Here is a 17,879-nt window from a genome sequence, read left to right as displayed (position 1 = left end):
AACCGCCCGGGAAATCAACTCCGGGCGGTTTCTGGTTTGTGATGATTATTAATTTAGGGGTTAATCACCACAAACCGCATCAACACTAACTAAATTCTTAATTCCAACCGCCACCTAGCGCCTGATACATATGTACATACGCATTCATTTGATCCATCTTTGTTTCTATAAGATCAAAGTTTGATTCTAAAGCATCACGCTGGGTCAATAAAACTTCCATATAATCTGCACGCGCAGAACTAAATAACTTGTTAGAAATATCAATAGAACGGTTTAACGCAGCTACTTCCTGAGCTTTTAAATCATAACTTTTTGCAAGATTGGCCACTTTAGAAAGTTGGTTAGCCACCTCGATATACGCATTAAGTACGGTACGTTCATAATCATAAACCGCCTGTACCTGTTTAGCATTTGCGGTCATATACGCCGCCTTAATCTCATTTCTGTTGATTAAAGGCGCAGTTAATTCACCTGCTATAGTATATAAAAGGGACTCAGGACTGTTTAATAAATACTTAGGATTAAAGGCTTCATAGCCTATTCCGGCACGAATTCCTAACGAGGGGTAAAAACGTGCCTTAGCAACTTTTACATCTAATTTAGCTGCAGCAAGAGCCAGTTCTGCCTGTTTAACATCGGTGCGATTTTCTAACAACTGAGCAGGAATTCCGGATTTTATAGCTTCAGGAACCAGATCAATCAACTTGGTGGTGCTGCGTTCTACTTTTTGCGGAAAGCGACCTGTAAGAAAGTTAATTCGATTTTCGGTTTCTACAATACGCTGCTGAATATCAAACTGCAAACTTTTTGTGTGCAATACTTCAGCCTCAAATCGCGAAACAGCAAGACCGGTTACCCGTGCAGCTTCCTTTTGAAGTTTAATAATCTCAAAGGCATTGTTACGTATCTCAATATTTCGGTTTACTATTTCTAACTGATTGTCTAAAGCCAGTAACTCATAATAGGATTCTGCTAGCTCACCCACGAGTTGCGTAACCATAAAATTTCGACCTTCAACACTAGACAAATAATTAAATACCGCTGCTTTCTTAGCATTACGAAGCTTTCCCCAGATATCTAATTCCCAGCTCGCCTGAAGTCCAAATCTGTAATTAGGCAACGGCTCGGGAAATTCAACTCCTTCTCTAATTTCAGTATTTGCATCATTAGCTCCCTGACTGGTATATCTTCCTACTTTTTCGGTTTCACCCGAAGCACCAAAGCCTACAAAAGGCAGGTACTCCCCTTTTTTTGCTTTGATTTCGGCCTTAGAGATAGAAATCTCCTGAAGCATAATGTTCAATTCCTGATTGTTTTGCAATGCAGTATCAATCAAGCTACTTAAATAGGGATCTGTAAAATAGTCTTTCCAGTTAACAAGAGCAGTCTGTGCGGTATCTGCAGTTGCAGCAAATGTTTTAGGAAGTTTAAGTTCTACATCCCGTTCTACCAGACCGGGTGCTTTACAGGCTGAGAACGAGAGTAGTAGAGCCACTACTCCCGTATATAATATTTTGTTTTTATTTATCATGGGTCTCATCATCTTTTAGTTTTGAAAAACGGTCTATTTCGTGCACAAATCCTTCAGATAAAGAATGGTCCTCCTCATCTTTAATCAACTTTCTTCCGTCTGCAAGGGCTGCAAAAATGTAATACAGTCCCGGGATTATGACTACCCCAAATAGGGTTCCGAATAACATTCCACCTAAAGAAGAAGCACCTATGGTACGGTTACCAATAGCACCTGCACCGGTAGCGATAATTAATGGAATAAGACCTGCAACAAACGCAAATGACGTCATTAAAATAGGTCTAAAACGTACTCGGGCTCCTTCAATTGCAGCTTCAAAAATGGTGGCTCCCTCACTTCGCTTTAAGACCGCAAACTCTACAATAAGAACGGCATTTTTACCCAGGAGTCCTACCAGCATTATGAGTCCTATTTGCGCATAAATATCATTTTGAAGCCCCATTAATTGAAGCATTACAAACGATCCTAAAAGTCCTATAGGTATAGAAAAAATTACAGCAAGCGGAATTATAAAACTCTCATACTGCGCCGCAAGTACGAAGTATACGAAGGCGAGAACGATCCCAAAAATATACAAAGCTTCATTACCTCTGCCTGCCTCGTCATAGGACAATCCTTCCCAGGCAATATCATAGCCTTTAGGTAAGGTTGTTGCTGCAACTTCGCGCACGGCTGCAATTGCATCTGCTGTAGTATAACCTTTTGCCGGCTGGCCTTGTATAGCCGCAGAATTGTACATGTTGTAACGCGTTACCTCGTTAGGCCCCTGAGTTTTCTTTAGCTTCATAAAAGCTGAATACGGCACCATCTCACCGGTATCATTCTTCACATACAAATTCAAAATATCTGAAGGTAATTTTCTATACTGAGGATCTGATTGTACATACACTTTAAAGAAACGGCCAAACTTGATGAATCCCTGCTCATAGGTACTACCTATCATAATGTTTAAGTTTTCCATAGCTTTACCTATGGAAACCCCTTTTTGCATCGCCAGATCATTATTGATCTCCAATTCATACTGTGGGTAGTTTGCAGCAAAAAAGGTAAACAAACCGGCTAGTTCTTTACGCTTACCCAACTCATCCATAAAATTTTGATTTACTTTATCAAAATCCTGATAATCGGTATCTGTTGTTTTATCTAATAAACGCATAGAAAAACCTCCTGAAGATCCAAAACCGGGAATGGCCGGTGGCTCAAAATACTCAATGACTGCCCCCAGATTTTTAGACTTTTCTTCCAGTTCTTCCATAATCTCGGTAACGGTATGCTCTCTATCTCCCCAAGGTTTTAAGTTTATTAAACAAGTACCTGCATTAGATCCACGACCCTCGGTCATTATCTCGTAACCTGCTAGAGAAGAAACAGATTCAACGCCTTCTACTTCTTCACAAATCTTCTGAAGCTCAAGCGACACTTTGTTTGTACGCTCTAGCGTAGCTCCCGGCGGAGTTTGGATAATCGCATAGATAGTTCCTTGATCTTCGCTGGGGATAAAACCTGATGGTAAAATCTGATTTTCAAAAAATATCAATGCACAAACCGCGATAAGAATCCCAAACGTAAGTACACGTCTGCTAACAATAGTTTTAAGCAAGCGTACATACCTACCGGTAAGCCTGTCAAACCAATTATTAAAACCATCGAGTGCTTTTGTAAGTATGTTACCTTTTTTCTTTTTTCCGTGGTTATTTTTTAACAGCATCGCACAGAGAACCGGGGTAAGCGTAAGGGCTACAATTGCAGAAATCACAATAGAACTTGCCATTGTAATCGAAAATTGTCTGTAGAACGTTCCTACCGGTCCAGACATAAATGTAATAGGCAGAAATACCGAAACCATAACAGCAGTAATCGCTATGATCGCTCCCGAAATTTCACCAAGAACCAGTTTAACAGCTTTGTATGGCGTGATATCTGGAAACTCGTGAAACTTGGCATGTACAGCTTCAACCACTACAATAGCATCATCTACCACAATACCTATTGCAAGAACTAATGCAAATAAAGTAACCAGGTTTATTGACATCCCAAACAGCTGAATTAGGAAAAATGCACCTACTAAAGAAACTGGAACGGCTATAATAGGGATCAACGTAGAACGCCAGTCACCTAAGAAAATAAATACCACAAAAGCGACTAATAAAAATGCATCTCTAAGCGTATCAATAACTTGCTCTATGGAAGCATCTAAGAAATTAGAAACGTCATAACTAATTTTATAATCCATTCCCGGTGGGAAATCGGCTTTCATCTCTTCAAGCTTTTCCTTTACCTCATCAATTACATCACTTGCGTTACTCCCGTAGTTTTGTTTTAATACAATTGCGGCAGAAGGATGCCCGTCAAGATTGGAATAAATATCAAAGAATTCACTACCTAATTCTACTTTACCAATGTCCTTTAAATGGATACTTTCACCATCTGCATTGGCCCTGATAATTACATTCTCATATTCTTCGGGCTCATTAAATCTACCTTTATAGGTTAAGACATATTCTAAAGATTGTGCGGTAATACCAGAACTCTGTCCCAATCTACCGGGTCTTCCTATAATGCTTTGTTCCTGCAAAGACTCCATAACTTCTTCTACAGAGACATTATAAGCACGCATACGCTCAGGGTTTAGCCACACACGCATAGCGTATCTGCGACTCCCTAGTATTTGAGAACGTGCAACACCTTTAAGACGGTTGATCTCGGGTATCATCTTTACATCGGCATAATTGTACAGAAATTTCTCATCCATACTTTTATCCTTTGAATAGAGGTTTACGTACATTAACATACTGGGTTGAACCGGTGTAATCACCACACCTTCCCGTTGTACTAACTCCGGTAAGAGCGGCATAACCTGGTCTACCCGCGTTTTCACGCGAACAACAGCATCATTAGGATCTACACCGGGTTCAAAAATTATACGTAATGTAGCCTCTCCGGCACTGGTAGCATCAGTAGCCATATAACGCATATCTTCTACACCGTTAATGGCATTTTCAAGTGTAATTAAGGTTGATTTCACCAATACATCTGCACTGGCACCGGGGTACGCGATAAAGATGTTTACGGTAGTAGGTGCTATCTGTGGAAACTGCGAAATAGGCAGCTGCTTGATAGCAAGCGAACCTATAAACAAGATAATAATCGAAATTACTATTGCAAAAACGGGTCTTTTTATAAATTGACTAAACATGTTTTTTCTGTTTTATGATTTGATTACTCTGCATACAAATCAAGATTAGAAATCACAGACTTGGCATCTTTAACCTCGTACTCTATTTTATCATTTTCACGTACCAGACGTAAACCTTCTAATAAAATCTTATCATTTTCAGATAAACCTTTTGAAACCACATAAAGATGTGGCATCTCATTTAAAATGGTAATCTCACGAGATTTTACGCGATTGTCCTTGTCAATTACATAAACATATTTCTTGTCAAGAACTTCAAAAGTGGCTTTCTGCGGAATTAATAATGCATCTGTAATAGGTATAGTAACATGAATATTACCAGTCTCTCCATGTCGTAATAATCCTTCTGGATTAGGGAAGGTTGCTCTAAAAGGAATGTTACCGGTCTCGTTATTAAAATCTGCTTCAATAGTTTCTACAACACCGGGGTGTTGAAAATATTTATTGTTAGCCATAAGTAAGTTTACCTGTGGCTTGTCTGCTGTTTTAAGATTTGTCTGATAATCGAGATATTCAGCTTCGGGCACATTATAATACACCCACATAGTGGCATTATCAGATAAGTTTGTGAGCAACTCACCTTCATCTACAAGACTTCCCAAGCGCACGTGAAAACGGTCTACAATACCGTCAAAAGGAGCTCGTATTTGCGTGAAGCCCAGATGTACGTTAGCAAGTGACAATTCTGCATTAGCCTTATCCATTTTAGCCTTTGTCATTGCCAGTTCGTTTTTAGAAACAACATCACTGTCTGCGAGTAATTTAGTATTCTCGTATTCTATTTTGGCAACTTCAGCTTCAGCTTTTGATTTTTGAACTTCAGCTTCATAGATTCTGGGTAGAATTTGAAACAGCAATTGTCCTTCCTTTACAAATTGTCCTTCATCTACGTATATTTTCTGAAGGTATCCGCGTTCCTGGGCGCGTAATTCTATGTGGCGACTTGATTGAATTTGTGACACGTAGTCTTTTGTGAGAATCGTGTCTTTACGAATGGGGTTTGTAACTAAGAATTTTACTTTTTCTTCATTTTCGTGGTGTTCTGACTTACAGCTTACATGGAACAATAGTGCCCCAAAGCCTAACATCATGAGCATTCTTTTCATGGTGATTTTCTTTACAAATAGTTAGATTAATGTGGGTGTTTTCCTGAACAGGAAAGACACAGATATTCTGCATAGTTTTTGAACTAAATACGTTAAGATCAATAAACACAATAAGCGATTAGCCTATTGAGATACAGGCTGAAAGAAGTTGAATCAAAGTCTGAATACCTGAAAAAGAAGGTAAGACTTAACAGAAGCACGAACAGGAGTGATCGTTTCTGAATCTAAATAATTGTATTTGTAAGTATAAAAATGCTTGATTACAGTAGCCGAAAGGCCAAAGAAAGGAATACTAGCAACGTGCTTTTCTTTTGAGATTTTATCGCTCTCTTCAATCTCAAATTCTGCAATGGTAATTTCAGGTGAGGTACCCGGCCAGTTAAAATCAATGTGCTGCTGGTCCTGAGATTTCAGAATAAAATCTTCAAATGAGGATCGAAAATCAGCAGTGTTTGTATCTGCCTGAAAAGCAGTAACACCAGTTAGATTTATAAAACCCGTAAAAAGTATAATAAAAAATGAAAGCAGAAACTTCATATATCTTTTTCGGAAAAGCTGAGCAAATGTAAAATAAGACCTATGTAACCACAAAATTTGAAGCTATAATTTTCATAGAAAATAGGTCATTGCGCAATATTTAGAGAAACAGAGATTTAACCTATTTTATAATAGCAATAACTCATTTTTTGAGACATTTAATTAAAAAATTAGCATAAAAATTATTTCTCCTACCGCTTTCATTTCTGAAAAATTTAGAAAAATTGAAAAATTAATGCTTCTTAAACAGCGTTCTGTTTAAAATGTCTTCTTTATTAAACACGGTTGAATCAAAAAAAGGGAAATTCTTTTAACTAATATCTAAAGCGGTAGAAACTTTGCGCATTTTCTCCTTAATCTCAGCAAATCCCGGATTGTGAATACTTCCCAAATGGGTATGTTTTCTACCTTCATCTGGTTTATAGGTTCCGGCCTGCACCTCTCCTCCTACTGTTTTATACGCCTCACGAAAAGATTTACCTTCTACTACAAGATTATTGATACTATCTACTGTAAATATGTATTTGTATTTATCTTCAGTAAGATCTATGTCTTTCACTACGATTTGAGCAATACTGTAATCAAAAATTTCAAGAATATCTTTAATATTTTCAATGGCATTGATGGTATTTTCCTTTAGCAATTGATAATCTCTGTGGTAACCACTAGGCAAGTTATTTGTAATTAAAATCATCTCTGTGCTCAATGCCTGAATTTTATTACACTTACCACGTATCAATTCAAAAACATCAGGATTCTTTTTGTGAGGCATAATACTACTCCCGGTTGTTAATTGCTCCGGGAAGCCTATAAATCCAAAATTTTGACTCATATACAAACAGATATCCATCGCAAAGCGAGAGAGCGTGTTTGCTAGACTTCCTAAAGTAGATGCAAGTGTACGTTCACTTTTACCTCGAGACATTTGAGCAGCTACTACATTGTATTTTAAGGTAGCAAAACCCATCTCTTTAGTTGTAAGGTTTCGGTCTATAGGAAATGAACTTCCGTAGCCTGCTGCAGATCCTAACGGATTCTGATCTACAATTTGCAATGTTGCATTGAGCAAAGTAAGATCGTCTATTAATAATTCTGCATACGCAGAAAACCATAATCCAAAACTACTGGGCATAGCTACCTGTAAATGTGTATACCCGGGAAGTAACTTGTGCTGATGCTTATCGGCAAGCTTCATCAAGGTTTCAAAAAGCGAAACGGTGCGCACGCGTATTTGCTGTAATTGGTCTTTATAGTATAAATGTAAGGCTACCAGAACCTGATCATTACGGGAACGAGCGGTATGTACTTTTTTACCGGTTTCTCCTAAAATGAGGGTAAGCTCTGCCTCTATTTTACTATGAATATCTTCATATTCCGGCTCAATAAAAAAATCTGGATTTTGCGTATGTGCCTCTAGAATTTCTAATTGAGGTAACAAACTTTCTAATTCATCAGCAGTTATAATCCCTACTTTTTGCAGCATAATTACGTGAGCACGTGTTGCCTGAACATCATATTTTGCAATATGTGTATCTATCTCACGATCATTACCTACCGTAAATTTGATGATTTTATCATCTATGTTTGCGCCTTTATCCCAAAGTTTCATTGTCCTCCCCTGACCCCTCCAAAGAAGGGAACCTTTATTTGTACTTTTAATCGCGAAGCGATTAAATAATATATTAGTTAAACGTGTTATTTTCCCCGTTATTAATTTCCCCTTTCGGGAATTAGGGGCTTACAGTATACTTTTAAGCAAATCTATGTAAATCTGAATACCTTCTTCAATTTCCTGTACATAAATAAACTCATTAGCGCTATGTGAACGTGTGCTGTCTCCCGGACCTAACTTTAGAGACGGACACGTCAAAACTGCCTGATCACTTAGTGTAGGAGAACCATATGTACTTCTACCCAACGCGATACCAGCTTTTACCAGATCGTGATCTTTAGGAATAGAAGATGAGTTTAAACGCAAACTACGCGCTACAATAGAATCACAAGGAGCTCTATCTTTTAGTAACTGAGCAATTTCCTGATTGCTATATTGATCATTTACACGTACATCTACCACAAGATCAACATCTGCAGGCACCGCATTGTGCTGTTTCCCGCCATTAATCTGTGTAACGGTCATTTTAACTTCTCCTAAAGCTTCAGAAACTTTTTCAAACTTAAAATCGTGAAACCACTGCAATACCGGAATACAATTGTAAATGGCATTATTATCATTAGGGTGTGCAGCGTGAGATGGTTTTCCTAATACTTTAGCATCAAAAACAACCAAACCTTTTTCTGCAATCGCAAGATTCATTAAGGTAGGCTCTCCCACTATAGCCACATCAATATGCGGTATTACCTCAAGCATACTGTTTAAACCGTTAGGACCGCTGCTTTCTTCCTCACCACTCGCTACGATAACAAGGTTGTATTTGGGGTTTTCGTGAGCATAGAAATAGGTAAAGGTTGCTATTAAAGAAACCAAACAACCGCCCGCATCATTACTTCCTAAACCATATAATTTACCATCTTCAATATCTGGCGAGTACGGGTCGCGTGTATAGCCATTATTAGGTTGAACCGTATCGTGATGACTATTTAACAGTAATGTGGTTTTACCTTCTTCAAAGTTTTTATTAATTGCCCAAATATTATTTGCCTGACGGCGAAAGGGTATCTCATGTGCCTTGAACCAATTTTCAATAAAAGCCGCGGTACCTTCTTCTTCTGAAGAAAAAGATTGCGTAGAAATCAAATTCTTTAATAATTCTAGCGCCTCTTGCGTAAGTTTTTCTATGTTCATTACAGTCTTAAGGTTGTAAAATTAGTAGTGGTATTTTGAAGCATTTGCGGTTTTCCCAGTTGAACTTTGCTTACTCCGTTTTTTAGAGCGTAAAAACAATTTTCTAACTTCGGAAGCATCCCATCTGCGATAACCTGATCTTTTAGTAATTCTGAATATTTAGAAGTATCTATTTCCTTTACTACTGAAGTCTCATCATTTATATCTAACAACACGCCGGCTTTCTCAAAGCAATAATTGAGCGTTACCTCATATTCTTTTGAAAGGCCAATTGCGAGTTCGCACGCAATCGTATCTGCATTGGTATTGAGTAACTGTCCTTTACCATCGTGCGTAATTGCACAAAACACTGGAGTTATATCTAAACTCAATAATTTATCTATCAATTCTGAATTTACGCCTACAACATCACCCACAAAGCCAAAATCAACATCTTTAACCGGCCGTTTTATAGAACGTATACTATTACCGTCTGCTCCTGAAAAACCAATTGCATTGCAGTTTCTGGCTTGCAAACCGGCCACAATAGTTTTATTAACCTTACCTCCATAGACCATCGTTATTACCTCTACGGTTTCGGCATCTGTAATTCTCCGGCCGTTAGTCATTTTAACTGGTATTCCCAGCCGTTCTGCTAATTGACTCGCAAGTTTTCCTCCACCGTGAACTAAAATTTTAGGTGCTGATAAAGCCGCAAAAGCATCTAAAAAAGCCTGAAGATCTTCTGCTCTTTCTATAATGTTTCCGCCTACTTTAACAATATTCAGGTTTTTCATAACTTGAGTTTAATTCAGATTTTCTAAAATCTTTTTTAAAACCACCTGAGCAGAATAGGTACGATTATTGGCTTGCTCTATAACCACAGAATTCTTTCCATCTAAAACACCATCTGTAACAATAACATTACGTCTCACCGGCAAGCAATGCATAAATTTAGCGTCGCCTAGTTTTTCTTCTGTAATGGTCCAGCTGCTGTGAGAATCTGTGGTCGCAAGAACTTTTCCGTAATTCTCATAATTACTCCAGTTTTTCACATAAACAAAATCTGCATCTTTTAAAGCTGCATCCTGATCGTATTCTACCGCAGAATCTTTTATAACAGCATCACTCAATTCATAACCTTTAGGGTGTGTTATGGTAAAATCTACATCCATTTTTTGCATCATTCCTATAAACGAGTTTGCCACTGCATGCGGCAACGCTTTAGGATGTGGAGCCCAACTTAAAACAACTTTTGGTTTCTTTTTCTGTGACAGTTCGGTAATGGTAATCGCGTCTGCAAGTGCCTGTAGCGGATGTGCCGTAGCACTTTCCATATTTACAACAGGCACAGATGCATACTTCACAAAGTTGGAAATCACATACTCTGACTCATCTTTAGCTTTATCGGTAAGGGTAGGAAAAGCACGTACCGCTATTATATCGCCATATTGCGAGATTACCTGTGCAGCTTCCTTAATATGCTCTGAGGTATCTGTATTCATAACAGTGCCATCCTCAAACTCGAGCTTCCAGGCATCACTATTAAAATTCATCACCGTGACATCCATTCCCAAATTACAGGCTGCTTTTTCGGTACTCAAACGCGTACGTAAGCTTGAATTAAAAAATAGCATTACTAGGCGCTTACGCTTACCCAATTGCTCATAAGAATACGGATTATTTTTAAGTTCGCGCGCTTGCGCAATAAGTTCCTGTAGATCTGTAATGTCGTCTAAACTGGTGTATTTTTTCATTAGTTGATTCCTGTCAAAATGGATTTAGCAGCCGAAATCTCTGCGTTATTTATAATTATAATTTTTCTAATTCTATTTTTAGTGCATCAAAAAACTGATCAATATGCTCATTCTGCACGGTTAGTGGCGGAAGAATACGTATCAGGTTTTTATTTTTTGCGCTTCCTGTAAAAATATGCTGATCGTAAATAAGCTTTTTACGCAACGCTGCGGTGTCAAAATCAAACTCAAGACCTAGCATTAAACCGCGGCCTTTCACTCCTTTAATCTGCGGAATATCTAAGGTTTTTGCCTTAAAATGATCCGAAACACGCAGTGCATGTTCCATAAGTTTTTCTTCTTCGAGAACATCTAATACGGTTAAAGCTGCAACACAAGCCAAATGATTTCCTCCAAAAGTGGTACCCAACATCCCATATTCTGCTTTAATAGTAGGATGAATTAAAATACCTCCTACCGGGAAGCCATTACCCATACCTTTTGCCATTGAAATCAACTCCGGCTCCACATCGTATTCCTGAAATGCAAAGAATCTTCCCGTACGTCCAAAACCGGCCTGTACTTCGTCTGCAATCAAGATTGTCCCAGTTTGTTTACAAAGCTTATCAACGCCTTCGTAAAATTCTTTCGTGCTGATGTCTAAACCACCTACGCCCTGAATAAATTCTACAATCACGGCACAAACATCACCCTTAGCTAAAACACCGGCTAGTGCATCAAGATCTCCCAGAGGTAAAAATTCTACCTCCTGTTGTGCATTTATAGGAGCAATAATTTTAGGGTTATCTGTAGCTGCAACAGCTGCAGAGGTTCTCCCGTGAAAACTGTTGTTAAAAGCAACAACCTTTTTTCTGCCGGTTACAAAGGACGCCATTTTAAGCGCATTCTCATTAGCTTCGGCTCCACTACTACACATAAATAGCTGGTTACCGGGGCAATTAGCTTGAATAGGCAAACGTTCTCCTAAAGCCTCCTGCAACGGGTTGTGCACCGCATTGCTGTAGAAGCCTATATCACCTAGCTGTTTAGTTAAATTCTCAACATATTTAGGATGCGAGTGACCTATAGATATCACAGCATGACCGCCATATAAATCTAAGTATTTTGTAGGTTTTGCATCATAAACCCAAACATCCTGCGCCTTAACAGGCGTTACATCGTATAACGGATAAACATCAAATAAACTCATTATTTTTGATCGGTTTTAATCACATTAATTTTATTAAAAGAAGCTACCATTCCTTGTATCAAAGAGGAACTCAGACCTTTATGTTCCATCTCGTTTAGTCCTTCTATAGTACAACCTTTAGGTGTAGTGACGCGGTCTATCTCTTCTTCAGGATGGTTACCAGATTCTATAAGCAGTTTTGAAGCTCCATTACACGTGTGCATTGCAAGCTCCTGTGCTTCTCTTGCATCAAAACCTAACTGAATAGCCGCTTGTGTAGTTGCTCGTATTAACCGCATCCAAAATGCTATACCACTTGCACAAACCACTGTCGCTGCCTGCATTTGACTCTCAGGAATTACAAGACTGTTTCCTAAACGGTTAAAAATCGCTTCTGCAATTTTTATACGTTTCATCCCCTTTTCATTACTTGCCAGGCAAGTCATAGAAGCACCTACTGCTATTGCGGTATTGGGCATCGCTCGTATGATAAATTGATCTGTACCTACAATTGCTTCAATTTGTGAAATTTGATATCCTGTAATTGTTGAAATCAATACATGCTTATCAGTAAGTTCTCCTTTAATATCGTTTAAAATAGCACTCAATTGCGCCGGCTGAACTGCAAAAATGATAATATCTGACTTCTGTACAGCTTCCACATTATTCGAAGTCACATACACATTTTTATATTCTGCATATGATTCTATCCCAACCGGATTTCGGCGAGTCATATATAACGACGTTATGGCGTTATTTGTAATAAGACCTTTAGCTATCGCAAGCCCTAAATTTCCGGTTCCTATAATTGCTATTTTCATAATTCTCACCCCAGCCCCTCAAAAGAGAGGGGCGTTGGATTTATTTTTTTATTATTTTCTTCATTTCCGCAAAGGCGGAAATCTATTCTGTACTCGCATCGCCGCCAACCCTACTTCTGAAAGAGAATAGAGAGATTCTATTAGAAATAACTACCTTTTAAATTGAGACCTTCAGTCTGTGGAAGCCCGAAAATAAGATTCATATTTTCTACTGCTTGCCCTGAAGCTCCTTTTAAAAGATTATCAATACAGCTTGTAATTAGCAATTGGTTTCCCTGTTTGTGTAGATGAATCAAACATTTATTTGTATTTACCACCTGTTTCATATGCACATCTGTTTCAGAAATAAATGTGAAAGGTGCATCAGCATAATAGTCTTGATACACTTTTTTAATCGCATCTAAGTCGCCATCAAATTTGGTATATGCCGTAGCGAAAATCCCTCTTGAAAAATTACCGCGGTTCGGTAAGAAAAAAATTTCGTTATCAAAATTAGATTGTAACTGTGTTACCGTCTGATTAATTTCACCCATATGCTGGTGGGTAAATGGCTTATAGTAAGAAAAGTTATTATCTCTCCAAGTGTAATGTGTTGTTGCAGAAAGGGAAGTACCTGCACCGGTTGCTCCCGTAACGGCATTAACGTGAATGTCTGCGGTAATCTTTCTGGCATCAGCAAGGGGCAACAAAGCCAATTGAATTGCTGTTGCAAAACAACCCGGATTTGCAATAGATCCCGCTTGTTTAATACTGTCTCTATTTAATTCTGTTAAGCCGTATACAAATTCCCGACCTTGAAATTCTGCATATGGTTTTAAGCGAAAATCGTTACTTAGATCTATTATAATAGTACGCTCTTCAAAAACATGCGCATCTAAAAATGCCTTTGAATTGCCGTGACCAAGACATAGAAAAACCACATCTACCGAAAAATCAACTGCATCAGCAAATCGCAATGCTGTGCTACCTAATAAATCCTGATGCACATCGCTTAATAAATTACCGGCATTTGAGGTGCTATAAACAAAACTCAGTTCTATATGTGAATGGTTTAATAAAATACGCAGTAGTTCACCTGCCGTATATCCTGCTCCACCTACTATTCCCGCTTTGATCATTAGTTTCCGTTTACGTGGTTATAAATCTTATTTTGATTTCCCGTGATTTTTATAAAACCTTTAGCATCATCCGCAGTCCATCCTTTATTCATTTCGCCATAAGCTCCAAACGATGCATTCATCAAATCGTGATCAGACTTAATACCTTCTAGCGTAAAACGATATGGATGTAAGGTTACATATACTTCACCACTAACATTTTTTTGACTGTCTTCTAAAAACGCTTCCATATTGCGCATAGCCGGATCTAGATATTGACCTTCGTGCAAATGCATTCCATAGAAATTAGCGAGGTAATCTTTGTGCTGCATTTGCCATTTTGTTAGCGTGTGCTTCTCTAAAAGATGGTGTGCTTTTATAATAATTACAGGTGCTGCGGCTTCAAAACCTACTCGACCTTTAATACCTATAATGGTATCTCCCACGTGAATATCACGACCTATACCAAAGGGAGCTGCAAGCTTTTGCAGTGTTTCAATATTCTCTACTGCACCTGCAGACTTACCATTTACAGCGGTTAATTCTCCTTTTGTAAAAGTTAAGGTCACGTGCTCAGCTTCTGTTTTTTCTACTTGTGACGGAAAGGCAGATTCCGGAAGTCCCTGATGTGAGGTCAAGGTTTCACTCCCTCCTACACTGGTCCCCCAAAGACCACGGTTTACCGAATATTTAGCCTTTTCCCAGGCCATTTCAACACCGTGACTTTTTAAATAATCAATCTCTGCTTGTCTTGAAAGTTGTAAATCACGTATAGGCGTTATGATCTCAATTTCTGGAGCTAATGTCTGAAAAATCATATCAAAACGCACTTGATCATTCCCTGCACCGGTACTCCCGTGAGCAACATATTGCGCATCTATAGATTTAGCATAGTTAATAATCTCAACTGCCTGAATAATACGTTCTGCACTTACTGAAAGCGGATATGTATTATTTTTTAGAACATTCCCGTAGATAAGATTTTTTACAACTTTATTGTAAAAACGATCTACAGCCTGTATGTTTTTATAGGATTTAGCTCCTATTTTTAAAGCTTTAGATTCAATCTCATCAATCTCTTCCTGACTAAAACCTCCGGTGTTTATACTCACCGCGTGAACTTCAAAACCTTTTTCTTCGGAAAGGTATTTTGCGCAATAACTGGTGTCGAGACCGCCACTGTAGGCGAGAACTAATTTTTTCATGCTTAACTGTTTTGTCTTAGATTCTACTGAAGTACTCTAAGCGTTTTAATCTTGATTCTTTTTATCTTTCTTAAGAAACAAATGTTCTTTAATGCTTTTTAAACGGGTAAAAGCTTTAGGGTTCATCTCTTTCTTTACTTCAGCTTCTACCGCTTTCTTTTTTTCCTCTTTCACAGGATCATACAACATCCCGGTACATAAGCACATTTTCTGCTCCGTACGCTGTAGAATATCATAGTTGCGACAAGTTTGGCACCCTTTCCAGAAGGTAGGATCATCTGTAAGTTCAGAGAATGTAACCGGTCTATATCCTAAATCAGAGTTAATTTTCATCACCGCAAGACCTGTAGTAATACCAAAAACTTTAGCATCTGGATACTTAAACCGGGAGTGTTTAAAAATGGCTTCTTTTATTTGTCTCGCAAGACCGCTCCCTCTGTAGTCAGGATGTACAATAAGACCACTATTGGCTACAAATTTTCCATGACCCCAAGCTTCAATATAGCAGAAACCCGCAAATTTCTCACCATCGAGAGCGATAACGGCATTTCCGTTTTCCATCTTAGTAATTACATACTCTGGAGTACGTTTTGCGATACCGGTACCACGAACTTTTGCTGATTCTGCGATGGTATCGCATATATATTGTGCATATCCCGCATGGGATTTATTTGCAATAATAATTTCCATATTCTTTTGAATTGGAAGTTAGAAAAAAAGTGAAATTGAAATTGAAGACGGAACCGGACTCACCTAAGTTCCCAAGAAAACTGCACCCACTAGGGGCGGCGACGCTCATAACGGCGTACAGGAATAGCAACCAATGTAGTATGGGTCTCAACTGGGTATAATGATAAAAGCACAGCTTTTACAGCTTGCTTTATTTCATTTATATGTTGATGTATTCCTTTCATTTGTTATGCTAAAGTACAAAGTAGATTTAAATGACAGACCATTTTACTTGGTAAATGTCAAATAAATCTACTTTTTTATGATTTCTTCAAGTTTCAGGTAAAAAATAAATTTTCACTGCTGTATTTTTAACTAAACAACCATTTATTAAGTATTATAATAAGTAATCTGTACTTACAAAATTTGATTTCTTAGTATCTAATAACTCATTAAGTATTGCGTTATTGTAATCATTATCTTTTGAAGCTACAAATGTACGTATCGAAAAGGAGCGCAACGCATCGTGAACACTTAATGTACCTACCGCAGAATCTTTTCTACCTGTAAAAGGATACACATCTGGACCTCGCTGGCACGAACTATTTAAATTAACACGACATACTAAGTTTACTAAGGTATCAATTAGTGGAGCGAGCGCTTTTACATCTTTTCCAAAAAGACTTACCTGCTGCCCGTAATTAGATTCTGCCATATCATCAAGAGGTTCATCTATATGTTTAAACGTAAGCACAGGAACAACCGGGCCGAATTGCTCTTCTTTATAAACCTGCATTTCTTTAGTTACAGGAAATAAAACTGCAGGCCAAATAAAATTCTCAGAATGTGTACCTCCTTTTTCATTTAAGATAGAAGCTCCTTTAGCTTTAGCATCATCTATCAATTCCTGAATGTAAGTAGGTTTAGAAGGTTCTGGTAAGGGCGTCAACTTAACTCCATCTTCCCAGGGCAAGCCAAATTTTAATGCGTCTACAGCCTCTGCATATTTGCGATTAAATGTCTCCGCGATATTTTCGTGCACGTAAATCACTTTTAACGCAGTACAACGCTGTCCATTAAAAGATAACGTACCTGCAATACACTCTGCTACTGCAAGATCTAAATCTGCATCTGGTAAAATAATAGCAGGGTTTTTAGCTTCTAAACCTAAAACTAAACGTAAACGGTTTTGCTTAGGATGTAACTTTTGTAAAGCATTAGCAGAAGAACTGTGGCCTATGAGTGCCAGCACATCTATTTTTCCGGTTTCCATTGCTGGAGAGGCAATCTCTCTACCTCTACCAAATACTACATTTACAACACCGGCAGGAAAACTTTCCTGAAATGCTTCTAGTAACGGAGCTATTAATAAAACACCGTGTTTAGCCGGTTTAAATACTGCTGTATTCCCCATAATTAAAGCGGGAATAAGCAAACAAAAAGTTTCATTAAGGGGGTAGTTATAAGGCCCTAAGCACAATACAACTCCTAAAGGACCACGGCGTATGTGTGCATGAATACCATCGTGCTTGTAAAACTTTGCACTATCGCGATCCATATCTTTATAATCTGCGATGGTATCATTAATATACTCAACTGTACGATCAAATTCTTTCTGGCTGTCTGGGTAATTTTTGCAAATTTCCCACATCAAAAGTTTAACGATAAGCTCTCGCTTAGTTTTCATCTTTTCCACAAATGACTCCATACATTTAATACGGTCAGCGACTTTCATAGTAGGCCACAACCCTTGCCCTTTATCATAGGCTTTATGAGCTGCATCAACTGCTAGTAGAGCTTCCGTTTTACCCAGATTAGGAGTTGATCCCAGTCGGGTAGGCTTTCGTTCTCCGTCAATTTCGGTATGAATACTTGAGAAAACATCAGCAGTTTTACCCTCCCAATTTAAAAGCTTTCCATCTATTAAATAGGTTTTCTGCTCTATGGGTGTTACTTTAAATTGTTCTGGTATTTCTGTAGTAAGTTGTTTCATGGCTCGTTTTATGTGTT

15 protein-coding genes are annotated in these 17,879 nt (G+C 38.2%); all 15 read right to left on the bottom strand.

The features are described from left to right. Positions 1 to 97 precede the first annotated feature (97 nt). The 15 genes from ACIGAM_RS04485 to ACIGAM_RS04415 all read right to left on the bottom strand — a co-directional run bounded on the left by ACIGAM_RS04485 (position 98) and on the right by ACIGAM_RS04415 (position 17,862). Positions 98 to 1,540, bottom strand: a complete 1,443-nt coding sequence (locus ACIGAM_RS04485; protein ID WP_396510551.1) for a TolC family protein — start codon at positions 1,538 to 1,540, stop codon at positions 98 to 100. Then, positions 1,521 to 4,727, bottom strand: a complete 3,207-nt coding sequence (locus ACIGAM_RS04480; protein ID WP_396510264.1) for an efflux RND transporter permease subunit — start codon at positions 4,725 to 4,727, stop codon at positions 1,521 to 1,523. The genes ACIGAM_RS04485 and ACIGAM_RS04480 overlap by 20 nt, the downstream gene beginning before the upstream one ends. A gap of 23 nt (positions 4,728 to 4,750) precedes the next feature. Then, entirely contained in the window at positions 4,751 to 5,833 is a 1,083-nt protein-coding gene (locus ACIGAM_RS04475; protein WP_396510263.1) for an efflux RND transporter periplasmic adaptor subunit, read from the bottom strand. 153 nt (positions 5,834 to 5,986) lie between these two features. Then, complete coding sequence (locus ACIGAM_RS04470; protein WP_396510262.1) at positions 5,987 to 6,370, bottom strand: hypothetical protein; 384 nt, start codon at positions 6,368 to 6,370, stop codon at positions 5,987 to 5,989. Positions 6,371 to 6,680: 310 nt separating this feature from the next. Further along, complete coding sequence (argH, locus tag ACIGAM_RS04465; protein WP_396510261.1) at positions 6,681 to 7,979, bottom strand: argininosuccinate lyase; 1,299 nt, start codon at positions 7,977 to 7,979, stop codon at positions 6,681 to 6,683. Between the two features lie 129 nt (positions 7,980 to 8,108). Continuing rightward, positions 8,109 to 9,173, bottom strand: coding sequence for a M20/M25/M40 family metallo-hydrolase (locus ACIGAM_RS04460; protein ID WP_396510260.1), 1,065 nt, complete (start codon positions 9,171 to 9,173; stop codon positions 8,109 to 8,111). Next, on the bottom strand, positions 9,173 to 9,949 hold the full coding sequence (argB, locus tag ACIGAM_RS04455; RefSeq protein ID WP_396510259.1) for an acetylglutamate kinase: 777 nt from the start codon (positions 9,947 to 9,949) through the stop codon (positions 9,173 to 9,175). The genes ACIGAM_RS04460 and argB overlap by 1 nt, the downstream gene beginning before the upstream one ends. Before the next feature lie 9 nt (positions 9,950 to 9,958). Continuing rightward, on the bottom strand, positions 9,959 to 10,909 hold the full coding sequence (locus ACIGAM_RS04450) for an N-acetylornithine carbamoyltransferase (protein WP_396510258.1): 951 nt from the start codon (positions 10,907 to 10,909) through the stop codon (positions 9,959 to 9,961). Between the two features lie 55 nt (positions 10,910 to 10,964). Continuing rightward, positions 10,965 to 12,098, bottom strand: coding sequence for an aspartate aminotransferase family protein (locus ACIGAM_RS04445; RefSeq protein ID WP_396510257.1), 1,134 nt, complete (start codon positions 12,096 to 12,098; stop codon positions 10,965 to 10,967). Then, positions 12,098 to 12,898, bottom strand: coding sequence for a pyrroline-5-carboxylate reductase (gene proC / locus ACIGAM_RS04440; protein ID WP_396510256.1), 801 nt, complete (start codon positions 12,896 to 12,898; stop codon positions 12,098 to 12,100). Before proC ends, ACIGAM_RS04445 begins: the two co-directional genes overlap by 1 nt. Before the next feature lie 140 nt (positions 12,899 to 13,038). Beyond that, a complete protein-coding gene (gene argC / locus ACIGAM_RS04435) occupies positions 13,039 to 14,016 on the bottom strand; it encodes an N-acetyl-gamma-glutamyl-phosphate reductase (RefSeq protein WP_396510255.1) in 978 nt (325 codons plus the stop codon). Continuing rightward, positions 14,016 to 15,200 (bottom strand): argininosuccinate synthase, encoded by a 1,185-nt coding sequence (argG, locus tag ACIGAM_RS04430; RefSeq protein ID WP_396510254.1) that lies wholly within the window; start codon positions 15,198 to 15,200, stop codon positions 14,016 to 14,018. Before argG ends, argC begins: the two co-directional genes overlap by 1 nt. Before the next feature lie 45 nt (positions 15,201 to 15,245). Further along, a complete protein-coding gene (locus ACIGAM_RS04425; protein WP_396510253.1) occupies positions 15,246 to 15,890 on the bottom strand; it encodes a GNAT family N-acetyltransferase in 645 nt (214 codons plus the stop codon). 89 nt (positions 15,891 to 15,979) lie between these two features. Further along, entirely contained in the window at positions 15,980 to 16,114 is a 135-nt protein-coding gene (locus ACIGAM_RS04420; RefSeq protein ID WP_396510252.1) for a hypothetical protein, read from the bottom strand. 152 nt (positions 16,115 to 16,266) lie between these two features. Continuing rightward, on the bottom strand, positions 16,267 to 17,862 hold the full coding sequence (locus ACIGAM_RS04415) for an NADP-dependent glyceraldehyde-3-phosphate dehydrogenase (protein ID WP_396510251.1): 1,596 nt from the start codon (positions 17,860 to 17,862) through the stop codon (positions 16,267 to 16,269). Positions 17,863 to 17,879: the final 17 nt, after the last annotated feature.

Origin of the sequence: Leeuwenhoekiella sp. NPDC079379 (assembly GCF_044542075.1) — a bacterium.
Taxonomy (GTDB): Bacteria; Bacteroidota; Bacteroidia; order Flavobacteriales; family Flavobacteriaceae; genus Leeuwenhoekiella.
Note: the sequence above shows the minus strand (reverse complement) of the source record. Positions and strands in the feature narration are given on the sequence as shown.